Source organism: Rhizobium sp. RHZ02 (assembly GCF_014851575.1).
Lineage (GTDB): Bacteria > Pseudomonadota > Alphaproteobacteria > Rhizobiales > Rhizobiaceae > Rhizobium > Rhizobium altiplani.
The window spans coordinates 73912-90230 of the sequence record NZ_JACUZX010000006.1; the positions used below are offsets into that span (position 1 = coordinate 73912).

Annotated in this window: 15 protein-coding genes; 5 read left to right on the forward strand and 10 right to left on the reverse strand. The window is 60.9% G+C overall.

Translation table 11 applies throughout. The annotated features are described in order from the left end of the window. Positions 1 to 17: 17 nt before the first annotated feature. The 4 genes from lysS to IB244_RS12335 all read right to left on the reverse strand — a co-directional run bounded on the left by lysS (position 18) and on the right by IB244_RS12335 (position 5602). Positions 18 to 1514, reverse strand: coding sequence for a lysine--tRNA ligase (lysS, locus tag IB244_RS12320; protein WP_018856507.1), 1497 nt, complete (start codon positions 1512 to 1514; stop codon positions 18 to 20). Between the two features lie 16 nt (positions 1515 to 1530). Next, positions 1531 to 2988: a glutamate--tRNA ligase gene (gene gltX, locus IB244_RS12325; RefSeq protein ID WP_025658866.1), complete on the reverse strand. Its 1458-nt coding sequence runs from the start codon at positions 2986 to 2988 to the stop codon at positions 1531 to 1533. Between the two features lie 79 nt (positions 2989 to 3067). After that, the gene (locus IB244_RS12330) at positions 3068 to 4948 is read right to left on the reverse strand and encodes an SLC13 family permease (RefSeq protein ID WP_246734403.1); all 1881 of its coding nucleotides are present in this window, start codon (positions 4946 to 4948) and stop codon (positions 3068 to 3070) included. Positions 4949 to 5047: 99 nt separating this feature from the next. Next, entirely contained in the window at positions 5048 to 5602 is a 555-nt protein-coding gene (locus tag IB244_RS12335; protein WP_018856510.1) for a TetR/AcrR family transcriptional regulator, read from the reverse strand. Positions 5603 to 5714: 112 nt separating this feature from the next. Here IB244_RS12335 and IB244_RS12340 point away from each other — a divergent pair, with 112 nt between their 5' ends. Next, complete coding sequence (locus tag IB244_RS12340; RefSeq protein WP_026371710.1) at positions 5715 to 6749, forward strand: aldo/keto reductase; 1035 nt, start codon at positions 5715 to 5717, stop codon at positions 6747 to 6749. A gap of 60 nt (positions 6750 to 6809) precedes the next feature. Here IB244_RS12340 and IB244_RS12345 read toward each other — a convergent pair whose 3' ends face one another. Then, a complete protein-coding gene (locus tag IB244_RS12345) occupies positions 6810 to 7571 on the reverse strand; it encodes a DUF4239 domain-containing protein (RefSeq protein ID WP_018856512.1) in 762 nt (253 codons plus the stop codon). A gap of 137 nt (positions 7572 to 7708) precedes the next feature. On the opposite strand from IB244_RS12345, the gene IB244_RS12350 reads away from it, so the two are divergent. Next, positions 7709 to 8257: a glutathione peroxidase gene (locus IB244_RS12350; RefSeq protein ID WP_018856513.1), complete on the forward strand. Its 549-nt coding sequence runs from the start codon at positions 7709 to 7711 to the stop codon at positions 8255 to 8257. Positions 8258 to 8266: 9 nt separating this feature from the next. Here the strand turns inward: IB244_RS12350 and IB244_RS12355 are convergent, their stop codons facing one another. Further along, positions 8267 to 8923 (reverse strand): TetR/AcrR family transcriptional regulator, encoded by a 657-nt coding sequence (locus IB244_RS12355; RefSeq protein ID WP_018856514.1) that lies wholly within the window; start codon positions 8921 to 8923, stop codon positions 8267 to 8269. 123 nt (positions 8924 to 9046) lie between these two features. Between IB244_RS12355 and IB244_RS12360 the strand changes: the two genes are divergently transcribed. Together IB244_RS12360 and IB244_RS12365 are read left to right on the forward strand one after the other, a co-directional pair. Next, positions 9047 to 10246 (forward strand): HlyD family secretion protein, encoded by a 1200-nt coding sequence (locus IB244_RS12360; RefSeq protein ID WP_192304376.1) that lies wholly within the window; start codon positions 9047 to 9049, stop codon positions 10244 to 10246. Positions 10247 to 10269: 23 nt separating this feature from the next. Continuing rightward, the gene (locus tag IB244_RS12365; RefSeq protein WP_192304378.1) at positions 10270 to 11853 is read left to right on the forward strand and encodes a DHA2 family efflux MFS transporter permease subunit; all 1584 of its coding nucleotides are present in this window, start codon (positions 10270 to 10272) and stop codon (positions 11851 to 11853) included. Positions 11854 to 11910: 57 nt separating this feature from the next. On the opposite strand, the gene IB244_RS12370 is transcribed toward IB244_RS12365, so the two are convergent. Further along, on the reverse strand, positions 11911 to 12738 hold the full coding sequence (locus tag IB244_RS12370) for a helix-turn-helix transcriptional regulator (RefSeq protein WP_192304380.1): 828 nt from the start codon (positions 12736 to 12738) through the stop codon (positions 11911 to 11913). 93 nt (positions 12739 to 12831) lie between these two features. On the opposite strand from IB244_RS12370, the gene IB244_RS12375 reads away from it, so the two are divergent. Beyond that, positions 12832 to 13764 carry a phytanoyl-CoA dioxygenase family protein gene (locus IB244_RS12375; protein ID WP_192304382.1) on the forward strand — a complete coding sequence of 311 codons (933 nt, stop codon included), beginning with the start codon at positions 12832 to 12834 and terminating at the stop codon, positions 13762 to 13764. A 31-nt stretch (positions 13765 to 13795) separates the two neighbouring features. Here the strand turns inward: IB244_RS12375 and IB244_RS12380 are convergent, their stop codons facing one another. The 3 genes from IB244_RS12380 to IB244_RS12390 form a co-directional block, all read right to left on the reverse strand. After that, on the reverse strand, positions 13796 to 14545 hold the full coding sequence (locus tag IB244_RS12380; RefSeq protein ID WP_025658875.1) for a TerC family protein: 750 nt from the start codon (positions 14543 to 14545) through the stop codon (positions 13796 to 13798). 101 nt (positions 14546 to 14646) lie between these two features. Further along, positions 14647 to 15486, reverse strand: coding sequence for an AraC family transcriptional regulator (locus IB244_RS12385; RefSeq protein ID WP_018856520.1), 840 nt, complete (start codon positions 15484 to 15486; stop codon positions 14647 to 14649). A 106-nt stretch (positions 15487 to 15592) separates the two neighbouring features. Next, entirely contained in the window at positions 15593 to 16264 is a 672-nt protein-coding gene (locus IB244_RS12390; protein WP_018856521.1) for a TetR/AcrR family transcriptional regulator, read from the reverse strand. Between the last annotated feature and the right edge of the window lie 55 nt (positions 16265 to 16319).

Sequence of the window (16319 nt, forward strand, 5' to 3'; positions counted from 1 at the left end):
ATTCCAGGTAAGCCGGCTCAGTCGGCCTTGCTGCGTCGAGCCGGGAAGAGGATGACGTCGCGGATCGATGGGGCGTTGGTGAGCAGCATGATCAGGCGGTCGACGCCGATCCCGAGACCGCCGGCGGGCGGCATGCCCTGGTCGATCGCATCGAGGAATTCGTCGTCCAGCTGCTTTTCCTTTTCGCCGCGGGCGTGCGCCTGCTCCAGCTGCTCGACCATGCGGCGGCGCTGCTCTTCCGGATCGTTGAGTTCCGAGAAGGCGTTGCCGAGTTCCCAGGCGTTGCAGTAGGTCTCGAAGCGTTCGACAAGGCGCCGCTCGCCTGGCACTTCCTTGGCGAAGGGCGAGATGTCCTTCGGAAAGTGGGTGACGTGTGATGGCTGAATGAGCGTGGCCTCAACCTTTTCTTCGAAGATGAAGGCAAGGCATTCGCCCCAGGTCCAGTCCTTCTCGACTTCGAAGCCGGCGGCCTTGGCAGCCGCGCGGGCTTCCTCGTCGGTCTTCATGGCGAGGAAGTCGATACCGGTCACTTCCTTGACGGCGTCTGGCATCGGCACGCGCTTGAACGGCCCCTTGAAGGAGATCGTCTTGTCGCCGAAGGGGAATTCCGTCGTGCCGTGGATCGACAGTGCCAGGCTTTCGAACAGCCGCTCCACGAGGTCCATGATGTCCTCGTAGTCGGCATAGGCCCAGTAGCACTCCATCATCGTGAATTCAGGATTGTGCCGGGTCGAGACGCCTTCGTTGCGGAAGTTGCGGTTGATCTCGAATACCTTGTCGGTAAGGCCGGAGACCAACGTCCGCTTCAGGTACAGTTCCGGCGCGATGCGCAGGTACATGTCGAGCTTCAGCGTGTTGTGATGCGTCTTGAACGGCTCGGCGGTGGCGCCGCCATAGACCGAGTGCAACATCGGCGTTTCGACTTCCATGAAGCCGTCGTTTTCCATGAAGCGGCGGATGCCGGACACGATCTTCGAACGCTGCTGGAAGCGGAGCTTCGATTCCTCGTTGGTCATGATGTCGAGGTGGCGCTTGCGATAGCGGATCTCGACGTCGGAAACGCCGTGCCACTTCTCCGGCATCGGGAGCAGCGACTTCGTCAGCATGGTGATTTCGCGAGCGTTGATCGACAGCTCGCCGCGCTTCGTGCGGCGCACCGTGCCGGTCACGCCGATGATATCGCCGATATCGATCATGCCAAGCATGTTGCGGGCTTCTTCCGGCGTCACGTCCTTGTGGCTGAAGATCTGGATCTTGCCCGAGGCGTCATGGATATCCATGAACATGCCGGAGTTGCGCGAGGAATAGACGCGACCGGCAACGGTCACGACATCCTGCGTCTCGACGTCGGATTCGAGGTCCTTGTACTTCTCCGCCAGTTCGGCATTGGTCATGGTCCGGTGGAAATGCGCCGGATAGACCTCGCCGATCTGTTCGCGCAGCAGCTTCAGCTTCTGGGCGCGGACCTCGGTCGCGTCGGAGGAAAGGGTCGCTGTTTCGGTCTTTTCAGTCATGATGCAAACGTCCGGTTCAGTTCTTCGGGCCGACGAGGGAGGCAACTGCCTGGGCGGCCAGTTTCAGCCGCTGACGCACGACGGAACGGCCGAGGATCGCCATCGAGTCGAAGAGCGGCAGCGAGCGCGACGAGCCTGATACTGCGACGAAGAGCGGGGCCACGACGACCTTCAGCTTCTTGCCCATGCGGTCGGCAATGGCGCGTAGCTCGGCTTCGATCGTCTCGACGTTCCATTCGAGGATCTTTTCGAGATCCGGCTGGACGGTGTTAAGGATCTCGAGGATCTCTTCCGGCGGTGACTTGATCTTGGCGAAGGCCGACGGGTCAACGCCGAGGTCGGACTTCAGCAGGAAGCCTGCGAGGTCAGGTAGTTCGCCGAGCTTGGAAATGCGCGACTGCGACAGGCGCAGGCCCGCCTTCAGGCGATCGTTCTCCATCGCCCAGTCGAGCACGCGGGCCTGGAACTCCTCTTCGGACAGCTTCTCACGAATCCAGCGGCCGTTCAGCCAGTCGAGCTTCTGGATGTCGAAGATGGCGCCGGCCTTCGAAAGGTTTTCGGGATCGAACTTCTCGGAAAGCTCGTCCATATCAAGCAACTCTTCGCCTTCGGCGATCTGCACGAAGAACAGGCCGAGGAAGTTCATCAGCGCTTCCGGGATATAGCCGAGAGCGGAGTAGTAGGAGATTGACGTCGGGTTCTTGCGCTTCGAGAGCTTCGATTTGTCGGCATTGCGCATCAGCGACAGATGCATGAACACCGGCTGCTCCCAACCGAAGTAGCGGTAAAGCAGGATGTGCTTCGGCACGGATGCCAGCCATTCTTCGCCGCGCGCGACATGGGTGATTCGCATCAGATGGTCGTCGATGACGTTTGCCATGTGATAGGTCGGCATGCCGTCGCCCTTGATCAGGACCTGCATGTCAACGGAATCCCACGGAATGCTGACATCGCCATAGACGCCGTCGGTGAAGTCGCAGGAGCCCTCGGTCGGGATCTTCATGCGGATCACGGAGCCTTCGCCGGCGGCCATCTTCGCGGAGACCTCTTCGGCCGAGTACTTCAGGCAGAGGCCGTCATACTTCGGCGCCTTGCCGGCGGCGCGCTGCTCTTCGCGCATCTTCTCTAGACGCTCAGGCGTGCAAAAACAGCGGAACGCATGCCCCTTGTCCAGCAGTTCCTGGCCGTATGGGGTGTAGATGTCCTTGCGGTCGGACTGACGGTACGGGCCGTAGGGGCCACCGATGTCAGGACCTTCCTTCCATTCGAGGCCGCACCATTTCAGCGCGTCCAACACCTTGGTCTCGAATTCCGGGGTCGAGCGCGTCGCATCGGTGTCTTCGATGCGCAGAATGAACTCGCCGCCGTTCTTCTTGGCGAAAAGGTAGTTGAAGAGAGCGATGTAAGCAGTGCCGACATGCGGCTCGCCGGTCGGCGAGGGAGCAATGCGGACGCGGACGCCGGAAGCTGTCATTTTATGTGCCCGTCAAATGAATGCCGGACGGCTTGCCTGAGAAAGCGACGTTCGGCCGGAAAGAATGCAGATAACTGGATCAGGAAACCGGCCGGAAAAGGGCACTGCCCCCGTTCATCCGCCGATTGCCCATTTGGCTGGCCTTAAGGCCATATTCGACCGCGCGCGTCAAGGAAAATGGGCGATCGCATCGATGGACAGGCCAGACGTAGAGCAGGACAGGTACGCTGACGAGGACGATGACGAATGACAGCGGCAGGCCGAGGCGGGGGTAATCGCTGAAACGATAGCCGCCGGGACCGAAGACCAGCGTGTTGCATTGGTGGCCGATCGGCGTCAGGAAATCGCAGCCAGCGCCGATGGCGACCCCCATCAAAAAGGCCTCCGGTCTATAGCCGAGCGTGTGGGCAAAGCTCGCCGCAATTGGCGCCATGACCAGAACCGTTGCCGCATTGTTGAGGAACGGCGTTACCGCCATGGCGGTGATGACGATCAGAGTCAGCGCGCCGAAGGGCGGCATCTGGGCGGCGAAGTGCCCCAGCCACCCGGCAATCAGATCGCTTCCGCCGGTCGTTCGCAATGTGTCGGAGACGGGGATCAGCGCGGCAAGCATGATGAGGATCGGGCCGTCCACCGCCTTGTAGACCTCGGCAAGGGGGATGGCCCGAAAAACGACCATCGCCAGCGCGGCGCAGAAGAAGGCGACCGAAACCGGAACCATTCCGGCCGCCGTCATCCCCATCGCTGTCGCAAGGATCAGCAGCGGTACGTAAGCTCTGCGCGGCGTGCCGAGCATGATTTCGCGCTGCGCCAATGGGAGACAGGAGAATTCCTGCAGGAAGCCCGGCAGGTTTCGACGGCTGCCTTGCAGCACAAGAACATCGCCGGCGCGCAGGGTGACTTCGCTCAACCGTTCGGTCAGCCTGTGCCCGTGCCGGCTGACCGCAAGCAGGTTGATGCGCCGGCGGTTCCAGAGCGAGAGCTGGCGCGCGGACCACCCGATCAGCATGGACTCGGAGGAGACCACTGCTTCGATCGAAGTCACGTCGCCCTCCGTCTTTGCTTCGGGGATCGGTTTGCCTGAAAGTTTGAGTTTGGCGTTGGAAACGACGCGATCCAGGGCTTCAGGACGCCCTTCCAGCAGAATCGTGTCGCCCGGCTTCAGGAGAACGTCGGGGAACGGCGCGAGGCGCGAATGCCCGCGCAGGATCGCGGTTGCGACCACTTCTCCATCGCCGAGCTGCAGGAGCTCGTTGAGCTTTTTGCCTTCGAAGCCGGAGCCTTCGACCACCGTTGCTTCGGAGAAATAGTTCTTCAAATCCAACGCTTCCTCAAGCGATGGGTTCTCGTTCTGCCGTTCGGGAACGAGCCAGTGGAAAAGGATCAAGAAGACGATGCCAACCAGAGCAAGCGTCGCGCCGACGGGTGTGAAGTCGAACATCGTGAAAGGCGTCCCGGTGATTTCGCCGCGAAGCCGCGAGACCACGATGTTTGGTGAGGTGCCGATCTGCGTCATCAACCCGCCGAGTAGCGCGGCAAAGCTCATCGGCATCAGGTAAAGCGACGGAGACCTCCCGCTTTTTCGAGCAAATTGGAAGGCGACTGGAATCATGATCGCAAGCGCGCCGATGTTCTTGATGAAGGCCGACAGAAGCGCGACGACAATGAGCAGCAGCGCGAGCTGCGCATGCAGCTTGGTCAGGTTCGGAAAGAAGCGCTTGATCGTTGTATCGACGATCCCCGAGCGCGCCACGCCGGCGCTGACGATGAGGGCGCTGCCGACGATGATCACGATGTCGTCGCTGAAGCCCGAAAATGCCCGGTTGAAAGGCACGATACCGACGCAGATGGCCAGCACGAGAGTGCAACAGGCAACCAGGTCATAGCGAAACCGATCCCAGATGAAGACTGCCATCATCAGGCCGATGAGCCCGAAGGCGAGGATCTGCTGCGTTGTCATGCGATTCCAGCAACTTGAGGTCGGCACCGGCGAGTGCCCGCCGTACCGATAACTGTAAGCTCCGCTGGACTAATCAATGCCGCGCCGCGGGCAAAGTTCCTAACGCCGCCCGTCGAGGATACGGATCGTTTCAGTGAGGATTTCGTCCGAGAGGGCAGGGTCATCGACGGCGCGCGCCATGACGAGGGCTCCGACGAGGCTTGAGAGATCTGCTATGGCCTTGCCGCGATCGACCGTTTGCCCCTGCTGCGCCTGGATCTGTTCGACCTGCTCGATGCGTGCGCGAACGTAGTCGGTGATCCCGCCGCGCTGCCCCTTGGGGAGGCGGGCGATTTCCGGGCCAAGAGCCGCAACCGTGCAGCCGCTGTCCGCCGCATCTCGATGTGCCCTCGATAGATAATTCTTCGCCAACGCACCGAGCGTGGCGTAGGCGGGTTCGGAACGTAGGCTTTCCAAAAGGGCGTGGCTGACGGCTTCCGCGGCAAGGTCGCCCTTCGATTTGAAGTGGCCGTAGAAACCACCATGCGTCAATCCGGCGCCCTTCATTACTTCGTCGACGCCGACAGCATGAATTCCTTTCTCTCGAAAGAGCCGACCGGCCGTGTCGATGATCCGTTGGCGGTTCTGGTTCGCCTGTTCCTTTGTTGGGCGCATTTGAGGCTCTCATCATTTGTTCTTGACAAATTATATGACGTCCGTCATTTAAATGCAAATGAATGACGATCGTCATTTAAAATTGACCAAGGAAGCAAGGAAGGCAATGACAATGCGCTATAGGATTTTCGGCCGAACCGGACTTCGTGTCTCCAGCCTGGCACTTGGCACAGGCAATTTCGGGACGGGCTGGGGTTACGGTTCCAGTCGCGAGGAGGCCAAGGTGGTCTTCGATGGCTACCGCAACGCCGGCGGCAACTTCATCGACACGGCCGACCAGTATCAATTCGGCCAGTCGGAAACGATGGTCGGCGAGTTCATCGCGAGCGACCGCGATGACATGGTCGTCGCGACGAAGTTCTCGCTCGGTGATCGTCACGCGGCCGGCCTCCAGCGTACAGGCAACAGCCGCAAGGCCATGGTTCAGTCGGTCGAGGCAAGCCTGAAGCGGCTCGGCACCGATCGGATCGATCTTCTTTGGGCGCACATGCCGGATGCCGTAACGCCGATCGACGAGATCATGCGAGGTTTCGATGATCTCGTCCGCTCGGGCAAGATCCTCTATGCCGGACTTTCCGACTTCCCGGCTTGGCGCGTGGCGACTGGTGCCACGCTTGCCGAGCTTCGTGGCTGGGCGCCACTGTCGGCTCTGCAGCTGGAGTACAGCCTCGTCGAGCGTACGTCCGAGCGCGAGCTGCTGCCGATGGCGGCGGCCTTTGGCCTTGGTACTGTCGGCTGGTCGCCGCTCGGCGGCGGGCTGCTGACCGGTAAGTACCGCAAGGGCGAAACTGGCCGCCAGCAGGGGCTCGGCGTCGTCATTCACTCCGAAAGCGATGCGCGCAAGACGGCAACGGTCGATACAGTTCTGGCAATCGCCGAGGAAACCGGCGTGCCGGCCGGCCAGATCGCCATCGCCTGGGTGCTGCACAAGGGCACGCTGCCGATCATCGGGCCGCGAACGGCTGAGCAGCTTGCCGACAACCTTGCCGCGCTGGACGTGAAGCTTAGTGAGGAGCAGGTTCGGCGCCTCGATGACGCGAGCGCGATATCGCTCGGCTTTCCCCACGATGTGGTCTCCCAGAGCCGCAACACGCTGGCCGGTGCAAAGGCCGACCTCATCGACTGGCCGACGATTGCGGTTCGCTAACTGTGATGCCGTGGCCACACTGGGTCGCTCCTTCCAGGACGGCGCGGTGCTTCGCAGTTGCTATTGTTGAAGCTCGGCAAGCGCCCTGCGAAGAGGTGTGTCGGAGATCTGGATCCAGCCCGAGAATGGAATATCCATATCCAGCACGATGAAGATCGATAGCGATATCAGGAGCGCGGAGATGGTGAACATCAGCACGACAATGATGTTTCTTGGCGCGCGATAGCCGAAGCTCGCAAAGATCAACGTCAGCCACGCCGTCAGCATGCTTATGAGCGGCCTTGGGATGACGCCTTCCGACTGTTCCACGATGACCCAGCGCTGCTCGACGATCCGTTGATATTGCTGGCGAGCGTCGTTCCACAACACCACATGGCCCGGGTCGGAAGGCACGATCAGTGCCAGACTGTCTCCGACGGCGTTGAGGGCAATCTCGCTTGTGCGGTCGCTTTTGACCAGCGGATCCGGCGCGGCGCGTGCCGGATTGGTGAGAGCCTTTTCGACGTAGTTCTCCAGACGCTTGCGAGTTTCCGTGGCCTCGAGGCCATAGGTCCGCAAGGTCCGGTCGAGAAGGATGATCTGGGTTGCGAACGCGTGAACGTTCTTGTCGATCTCGCCGAAAGTGTTCTTCGAGGAATTGATCATCAGGCCGAAGACCAGCGATGTCATGACGACGAAGATGTTGGCGACGAGCCGAACGACGGTGTTGGTCTCGTCCTGCCGGTGATGCACAGGCAGCTTTGAATAGGTCAGCATCGTTCCGATCGAGGCTGTCATGAGCAAAGCAAAGACAACGGCCGCCACCAGCGATTCCAGTGCCATCTTTCGTTGCGCCCTCCCGTGCTCTCGACGCGCAAACTAGCTGTTTTAATTGATTTTGTCAGTGGACCGGATCTGCCCGCTGGACAAACGCTCCGTTGGGTATAGCTTCCGCGGCGGAATTCATGGTGGAGATAGCGATGACGGACCTTTTGAATATACCGGTGAAGCTGGCCGATGGTCGCGAGACAACGCTGAACGATCACCGCGGCCAGGTGATTTTGGTCGTCAATGTCGCCTCCAAATGCGGCCTCACCGTTCAATATGAAGGGCTTGAGAAGCTCTATGAGGACAAGCGAGAGCGCGGCTTCGTGATTGCCGCCTTTCCGGCAAACAATTTCAAGGGGCAGGAGCCGGGTACGGATGCCGAGATCGTCGAGTTCTGCACGCTGACCTATGACGTGAAGTTTCCGATCTTCTCGAAGATCTCCGTCAAGGGCGGGGACAAGCATCCGCTCTACCAGAACCTGACGGCGGCTGCCGGGACTGCCGTCGGCGAAGGTCCGATGCGGGAGCGGCTGCGCAGCAATGGCCTGGCGACCGACGATAAGAGTGAAATTCTCTGGAACTTCGAAAAGTTCCTGATCGGTCGCGATGGCAAGATCGTGGCGCGGTTTGCGCCTGACGTGACGGCAGATGACCAGCGACTGGTTTCGGCCATCGACAAGGAACTTTCAAAGACCGCCTAAGACCGGCTATTAAGCCGGAGCGACTGCTGCGCCGTTCAGAAACAGGTCGGCGCACATTTTCGCCCGGGCCGCGATCTCCTCAATCCCCGGCGCCGGCTGCTGGCGCAGCATGGCGGCGCGCTGGGGCTCCATGGCCATCATGCCGCGCAGCATGCCGCAGGCCGCATGCGGGTCTTCGAGAGCGATGACGCCGCGATCAACCTGCTTGCGCAGCCACCCCTCCATCAGCGCATTCGTTCGGACGATGGCTTTTTCGTAGAAGGAAGCGGAGATCTCGGGGAAGCGGTCGGACTCGCCGATCACAAGCCGCATCATCGTGATTGTGTCGTCCGAAAGCGTCAGCATGCCGTAAGCCATCAGCATCCGCTCCAGTCCCTGGCGAAGATCGGCCGCGGCAAGCGTAGTCGGGTCGAGAGCCAGCAAAAAGCGTCCAATGCGATCGGTGATCAGGTCGGAAAAGAGGTCGGCTTTCGTCGGAAACAGCCTGTAGAGCGTCTTCGTCGAGACGCCCGCTTCCTGCGCAATATCCGCGATGCACGCCGTTGCATATCCGTTCGCGTGAAACTGCTTGTTGGCAGCCTCGATGATGACGCTCCTGGTGTCCTCGTCGCACCGCGCCTGCGGTCTGCCGCGCGGCCTTCTCTCGATCTTGTGATTTTGGACCATCTGTATTTTCCAAATTCAAGTTGACATCCATTTTATAGAGCATATTTTGGAAAACGTCAATTTTCCATTTTGTGCATCAGAGGCTGCATCGCTTGCGACGGCGGCCATGATCCGGAGAAAACAATGACCGCCCAGAAGCTGCATGCTCTGAACAACAACGCCGATCCAACCGCCGTAGCGGTCGCAGAGGTGATCCCGGAAACGCTTGAAGCGAGCAAGCCGCCGCACGCGGAGGCGCCACGCGCTGCCGCTGACGTGCCGCAAGCCCGCAAGCGACCCGGCCGGTCGCTCCTGCTTGGCGCAGCCGCCCTCGCGATCGTGGCCGGGGGTGCCTACTACGGACACGATTACTGGACGGTCGGTCGCTTCCACGTGTCGACCGACGACGCCTATGTGAAGGCGGACAACAGTGCGATCGCGCCGAAGGTTTCCGGCTACATCGCCCGGGTACTCGTCAACGACAACGAGACCGTCAAGGCGGGGCAGCCGCTTGCGCGTATCGATGATCGCGACTTCCGGGCCGCGCTCGACCAGGCGAAGGCCGACGTTGCCGCCGCGGCGGCGACGCTGAATGCGAAGGAGGCGGCCCTCCAAATCCAGCAATCGACGATCGCCGCCGCCCGCGCCACGGTCGAGGTCGACAAGGCCAACGAGACGTTCGCCGAGCAGAACAACAAGCGCTATTCGAGCCTGGCCACCAACGGTTACGCCCCGGTCCAGACCGCGCAGCAGGCCGCCTCGCAGATCGCGGCAGCACAGGCGACCATCGTGCGCGACAGCGCCGCCCTCGATGCAGCCGTAAAGCAGGTCGATCTTCTGAATGCCGAGCTTGCCCAGGCAAAGGCTGCGCTCACCCGCAGCCAGGCGCTTGAGCGCCAGGCCGAACTCAATCTCTCCTATGCCACGATTGTGGCGCCGGTCGATGGCTCCGTTGGCAACCGTACACTGCGCGTTGGCCAGTACGTCCAGGCAGGCACGCAGCTGATGTCGGTCGTTCCCACCAGCGCGGCCTATATCGTTGCGAACTACAAGGAAACGCAGCTGACCGACGTGCATGCCGGCCAGCCTGTCGAGATCGAAGTCGATACTTTCCCGGGCCGCACTTATCACGGTCACGTCGACAGCATCGCACCGGCCAGCGGCCAGGAATTCGCGCTGCTGCCGCCGGACAACGCCACCGGCAACTTCACGAAGGTCGTTCAGCGTATCCCGGTCAAGATCGTGCTCGACGGCAATGGAGCAGCAGCCGGCGATCTTCGCCCCGGCATGTCGGTGCAGCCAAGCATCAACACCAAGGCCGCCGATGCGGCCGATGGGGCCTGACCGGAGAGGATGAGGGTGGTGCCATGTCTACCACAACTGCAACCGTTGCCCCTGTCTCCCAGCCGGGCGCCAGCGTAAAGGATTGGATTGCCGTACTTGCCGGGATGATCGGCGCGTTCATGGCAATCCTCAACATCCAGATCACCAACGCCTCGCTCCTCGATATCGAGGGCGGCATCGGCACCGGCGTTGACAACGGCGCCTGGATCTCGACGTCGTATCTGATCGGTGAGATCGTCGTCATTCCGCTGACGGCGTATTTCAGCAGCGTCTTTTCCTTCCGCCGCTACATTCTCGTCAATTCGGTTCTCTTCCCGATCTTTTCGATCGCCTGTGCCTTCGCCCACGATCTCGGCACGATGATTCTGCTGCGTGGCCTGCAGGGATTTGCCGGCGGTGTCCTCATCCCCATGGCGTTCACCATGGTGCTTACCAAGCTGCCCAAGTTTCAGCAGCCTCGCGGCCTCGCACTCTTTGCCCTGTCCGTCACCTTTGCCCCGGCCATTGGCCCGACGATCGGCGGCTATCTCACGGAGAACTACGGCTGGCAGACGATTTTCTTCATCAACGCGCTCCCGAGCGCCATCATGGCCGCTGCGCTTGCCCTGACGCTCGAGAAGCAGCCGATGCAGCTCCACCTGCTGAAGGAAGGTGACTGGGCCGGCATTGTTACCATGGCGATCGGCCTTTCCGCCCTGCAGACGGTGCTCGAGGAGGGAAACAAGGAGGACTGGTTCTCCTCGCCTTTCGTCGTCAAGCTCAGCATCGTGGCGTTCGTCTTCCTCGCTGCCTTCATCTGGATCGAGCTGACGGTTCAAAAGCCCCTGGTGAAGCTCAGTCTCCTGAAGCAGCGCAACTTCGGCATTGGCGTCGCCGTCAATGTGCTCGTCGGCGTCGCGCTGTTCGGGACCGTCTACATCCTGCCGCAGTATCTGGGACAGGTGCAGCGTTACAATGCCGAGCAGATCGGCAATGTCCTGGCCTGGACCGGCCTGCCGCAGCTGCTGCTCATTCCCCTCGTTCCGCTGCTGATGAAGCGCTTCGACGCCCGCTATATCGGTTTCCTCGGCATTTCGATCTTCGCGATCAGCTGCTTCATGAACATCACGCTGTCAGCGAACAACGCCGGTGATCAGTTCTGGATTCCGAACATCGTGCGGGCGATCGGCCAGGCCCTGGTCCTGACCCCGATCACCGCAATCACGACCGCTGGTATTGCTGCGTCGGATGCGGCGGCTGCCTCGGGCCTGACGAACATGCTGCGCAACCTCGGCGGCGCGGTCGGCACGGCGTCGCTTGGCACGATCCTGACCGAGCGCGAGCAGTTCCATTCGAATATCATCGGGCAGTCTGTAACGCTGGCTCGCGATGAGGTTCGTGATCGCCTCGCCCAAACCACCAACTACTTCCTGGCACACGGCGTCTCCGATCCGGCAGTCGCCAGCCAGAAAGCCATCGTCGCCTTGGGTCAGATCGTCAGACGCCAGGCTCTGATCCTTGGCTTTAGCGACACCTTCGCTGTGATCGGCGTCGTGCTGGCCATTGCCGCCTTCGCCCTGTTGCTCACGCGCAAGGCGCAGCCCGGTGGCGGCGCCGGCGCCCACTGAACAGCGCAATTGAACCGAATCAATGCATGACTGCGGCCGGACTCGATCCGGCCACAGTCATGTTCTGCGGTAGTGACGGCGGAATTCGCTTGGCGAACAGTGTTCGCGATCCTGAAACAGCCGCGAAAAGTAGAAGGCATCGTCAATACCGACGGCATACGCAATCGCCTCGATCGACCGATCCGATGTCGTCAGCAGCTGCTTGGCCTGATCGATACGAAGGCGCAGCTGGAAAGCCTTCGGCGACAGGCCGAGGGCAGCCTGGAAATGCCGCCGCAGCGTTGCCGGCGACATGCCGAATTCTTGTGCCAGCGAATGCATGTCCACCGGCTCGAACGCCCGGCGCTGCAAGGTCTCGATGATCAACTCGATCTCGACGTTCGCCCCGTTGTCGCCGCCGGCGTTCGCATGGCGCACGGATTGGACGGCGATGCGGTGAAGCGTCGCTGCCGCCGAAGCGAGGCTGAGCGGATCGCCTGCGGCAAAGTCGGAATGAAGCGCGCCGAAGAGGTGCTGCATCTCACGCATGTTCTGTAGACGCACCACCGGTTCTGTCGGCGAGATCAGGCGCTGGCGGATCAGGTCTGCGATCAGCGTCCCCTCGAAGAGAGCCCATCTCTCCTCCCAGCTCGTTCCGTTCGTCGGGCCATAGGAATGTAATGTGCCGGCCGGCAACCAGAAGAGCGACGGCCCGTTGATCTCTTGAAGGCCCGCCTTCGCTGTCTGCAGCGTGCCATCCCCGGCCTCGACAAGGACGACCGCGTGCATTGGCAGGCGGCGGTTGGTGATACGCGTTCCGATGCGCTGCCGGCCAAACCCCGTGACGGCGAGCGCCATGCCTTCGGAAGAGGGCCAACGATAGAGAGCGATCGGCGCTTCAGTCATGAGCGAAAAGTCCAGTCGCTCTTTCCGTCCATGGCAAGTTTATCTCCAGTGTCTCACATATGCATCGTCCATTTCGCTTTTGGAGTGATCGAAATGTCAAGTCTTGCCCTGGATCAGCGGCCAGCTCAACCACCGGCGATCGACTTGGTCGCCAACGGGAAAGTCCTTTCGACCGCAGCGAACCGGTTGGGCGAACTCAAGCCGACGGATCCGTCGATCGGCGTGGAGGCGATCCGCAGGCTTTATCACGAAAACGGCTATGTCTGGTTGAAGCGCTTTCTCGATCCCCAAGTGGTCAATGCGTTTCGCGGCTGGGTTTTTTCGCATCTGGCGCGCGGCGGGCTCGTCGCGCCAGGCACCGATCCGATGCTCGGGCTATCCGCCGGCACGGGTTTGGACAAAGGCCAGGTGGATCGCATTTTGATGTCGCTCGTCCGCTCGGTCGCCTTCGAGGGTTTTTGCGCGCAGCCGCGGCTTGCGCAGTTCATGGATGAGTTTCTTTCCGGCATCTCCTACCTGCACAAACGCAAGATCATGCGCTTTACCCAACCCGGTACGACGACAGCGACGCCGGCGCATTACGATCTGGTCTATCTACGTGGCGGCACCAACCGGCTGGTGACGGCCTGGATTCCGATCGGCGACACCCCAGTCGACATGGGTGGTCTCGTGTACCTCGAGGGCTCGCATGCCATCGGTGTGCGCATGGAGGAGGAGTTTTCCAGAAAGAGCCTCGACCTGTCTGCGGAAGAAAAGATCAGTGCCTTCAACCGCAACATGACCGAGGGCGGCTGGGTATCGAAGGACCTGCCCGACATGGCAGAGCGCTTCGATACGCGCTGGCTGGTCGCCGACTACGAGGCCGGCGATGTCGTGTTGCACAGCCCTTACATGATCCACGCCTCGACCACGAACCAAAGCGCCTCGAACAGGATCAGACTGTCGACGGATATCCGCTATCAAAACGTCGATGACGAGATCGATGCCCGATGGGGCAACCACTGGACCCTGGGGGACATGCTCTAGGGCACGGCCCCATTGCCGTGCCCATGGCGACTCAGTGGCCGCCCTGCTTTTTCCGCTGACGGGCATTGCGGGCGAACATGTTGAGCACCTCCACCAGCGCCGAGAAGGCCATCGCGGCGTAGATGTAGCCCTTCGGCACATGGTAGCCCATGCCCTCTGCGAACAGCGTCATGCCGATCATCATCAGGAAGGCCAGCGCCAGCATGACGATGCTCGGGTTCCTCTCGATGAAGTTCGCGAGCGGCGTTGCCGCGACCAGCATGACGGTTACGGCCACAACGACGGCGACGACCATGATGGGGACGTGTGGGGTCATGCCGACGGCGGTGATGATACTGTCGACCGAGAAGACGATATCCAGCAGCAGGATCTGGCCGATCGCTGCGGTAACGCCTCTTGTTGCTGATGAAACAATGAAATCCTCGTTGTGATCGGCCGGATCGACGTTGTGATGGATTTCCTTCGTCGCCTTCCACAACAGGAACAGACCGCCGACAAGCAGAATGATGTCCTTCCAGGAGAAGCCGTGACCGAACAGTTCGAAGACCGGCGTCGTCAGCGTAACGATCCAGGCAACCATGCCGAGGAGGGCAAGTCGCAGCACGAGGGCAAGGCCGATGCCGACCTTGCGTGCTCTCTCGCGATGCTCAGGTGGCAGCTTGTTGGTGAGAATCGAGATGAAGATGAGGTTGTCGATCCCGAGGACCACTTCCATCACCACCAGAGTGATGAGGGCCACCCAGGCGGCCGGGTCCTGAACGAGCATCATAATGTCTTGCATCGGCGTTTATCCCCTTGCGCCACACAAATTGACGCTCGCAATGTACGGACGCGGCCTGCCTTGGCAAGCGCGCAAGGGGATATACGAAAGCAAGGCGCGTTTTATTCCTTTATGGGAATCCAGATTTCCGTCAGGCCCATGCCGGTATAGGGGTCGAAGCGGTCGTCGTAACGCTCGAACATGTCGGGCATGTTGCCGAACTCCATGCCTGCGTTCGGCATCCAGCTCCCGAAAATCTGGTGCATCGTAGCGGGAATGCCGGAGACGTGGCCGCGATGAGCAAAGACCGCATACCGCTGACCGGGTATCTTCAACGTGGCAAAGCCGTCCGGCAGGTCGCTGCTGTCGTCGACAGCCACGGCCGCCATGTAGCGGAATTTCTCTGTCTCTCCCTCGATGTGCGTGCAGACGCCATAGGCGACATTGCCGACCTGGCCGGGAATGCTGCCGAAATGAACATTGAATTTTTGCCAGAGCGAGGGAATCGCGGCATTGCCGCCATAGGGATATGTCTCCTGCAAGCCGGCAAATAGCATCGGCGGCAAGGTTTCAAATCGTGGCGGCTCGAGTTCGGGAAGGCGGGCGGGATCCATTCTGATCGGCTCCAGTAGTGCGAGGTTGCGCGTGTGCCCCTGCTTGCGGACGGCCTCAGGTGTCAGGCCGAACTGGTCGCGAAAGGCGCGAGTGAATGCCTCGTGCGAGCCATAACCCGCGTCGAGGGCAACCTCGAGAATGCTCTCCGGCTGATCGACGAGCGTCCGTGCCGCGCCGCTCAGACGGCGGGCGCGGATATAGCCGCTGATCGAATGCCCGGTGACGAGTCCGAAGACGCGCGAGAGGTGGTAGCGCGAAAGGCCGGCAACGTCCGAAATCTCTTCCAGAGTAATGTCGTTGCCGAAATGACTTTCGATGAACCAGATCGCACGTCCGACGGCGCTCATTTCTTCTCCCTGGCTGCATTCCCTTCATAGCGAAGGGCAGCAGGCCGCGTTTGATCCCTGTTGCGGGATTCTGGCGCGGACGGAGAAAGAAATCAAAGGTGTGGGTTCAGGATCGCTTCTTGGTGCCGTACGCGGCGGTGAAGACGCGGATGGCGCCGTTGACCACGCGATCCATCTCCTCGCGCGGAGGAGGGGCGTCCATGTCGCCGAACAGCCGCAGCTTGAAGAAGCTTCCGCCGCAGAGCTCCAGGAACTGGCGGGCGGCAAGCTCTATGTCGTCGATCTCGAAACGGCCGGCCTCGACCTGGCTCGTCAGGAAGTCCTTCAGCACCGTCCGGATGTTCTCGGGGCCGGTGAAAAAGCGCTGACAGAGATGCGGCATGCGGTCGCGGACGCCGATGACCGTACGCATCGCATTGATGACCTTATCCTCGGTCAGATGGCTGACAAAGGTCATCCCGAAGTCGTGCAGCGCAACGTCGGGATCATTGGATTCCTTGAGAGTATTGCGCACGCTGGCGACGAACGCCGCGCGCTCGCTCTCCATCATCGCGGTGAAGAGCTCTTCCTTGTTGGCGAAGTAGACGTAGAGCGTTCCTTTTGAAACTCCCGCCTCGCGCGTTACATCGTTCATGCTCGCGGCATCGAAGCCAAGTTTCATGAAAACGCGGCGGGCGCCGTCGAGAATTTGTTTGCGCTTGGCAGGGTCTTCGCCCGCGGCCCATCGGCCGCCTGTCGAGGGAAACTCATCCACGCGCGTATCGGAAAGCTCTGTCATAGCTCCTTAACCATATCCGCATCAGCGAACTTTTCGTTAATAAAATCGAACCGGG

What these genes read in the sequence shown, in the direction of transcription:
- lysS (WP_018856507.1), bottom strand. Translation starts at nt 1,514, where the DNA reads ATGACTGAAAAGACCGAAACAGCGACCCTTTCCTCCGACGCGACCGAG.
- gltX (WP_025658866.1), bottom strand. Translation starts at nt 2,988, where the DNA reads ATGACAGCTTCCGGCGTCCGCGTCCGCATTGCTCCCTCGCCGACCGGC.
- IB244_RS12330 (WP_246734403.1), bottom strand. Translation starts at nt 4,948, where the DNA reads ATGACAACGCAGCAGATCCTCGCCTTCGGGCTCATCGGCCTGATGATG.
- IB244_RS12335 (WP_018856510.1), bottom strand. Translation starts at nt 5,602, where the DNA reads ATGCGCCCAACAAAGGAACAGGCGAACCAGAACCGCCAACGGATCATC.
- IB244_RS12340 (WP_026371710.1), top strand. Translation starts at nt 5,715, where the DNA reads ATGCGCTATAGGATTTTCGGCCGAACCGGACTTCGTGTCTCCAGCCTG.
- IB244_RS12345 (WP_018856512.1), bottom strand. Translation starts at nt 7,571, where the DNA reads ATGGCACTGGAATCGCTGGTGGCGGCCGTTGTCTTTGCTTTGCTCATG.
- IB244_RS12350 (WP_018856513.1), top strand. Translation starts at nt 7,709, where the DNA reads ATGACGGACCTTTTGAATATACCGGTGAAGCTGGCCGATGGTCGCGAG.
- IB244_RS12355 (WP_018856514.1), bottom strand. Translation starts at nt 8,923, where the DNA reads ATGGTCCAAAATCACAAGATCGAGAGAAGGCCGCGCGGCAGACCGCAG.
- IB244_RS12360 (WP_192304376.1), top strand. Translation starts at nt 9,047, where the DNA reads ATGACCGCCCAGAAGCTGCATGCTCTGAACAACAACGCCGATCCAACC.
- IB244_RS12365 (WP_192304378.1), top strand. Translation starts at nt 10,270, where the DNA reads ATGTCTACCACAACTGCAACCGTTGCCCCTGTCTCCCAGCCGGGCGCC.
- IB244_RS12370 (WP_192304380.1), bottom strand. Translation starts at nt 12,738, where the DNA reads ATGACTGAAGCGCCGATCGCTCTCTATCGTTGGCCCTCTTCCGAAGGC.
- IB244_RS12375 (WP_192304382.1), top strand. Translation starts at nt 12,832, where the DNA reads ATGTCAAGTCTTGCCCTGGATCAGCGGCCAGCTCAACCACCGGCGATC.
- IB244_RS12380 (WP_025658875.1), bottom strand. Translation starts at nt 14,545, where the DNA reads ATGCAAGACATTATGATGCTCGTTCAGGACCCGGCCGCCTGGGTGGCC.
- IB244_RS12385 (WP_018856520.1), bottom strand. Translation starts at nt 15,486, where the DNA reads ATGAGCGCCGTCGGACGTGCGATCTGGTTCATCGAAAGTCATTTCGGC.
- IB244_RS12390 (WP_018856521.1), bottom strand. Translation starts at nt 16,264, where the DNA reads ATGACAGAGCTTTCCGATACGCGCGTGGATGAGTTTCCCTCGACAGGC.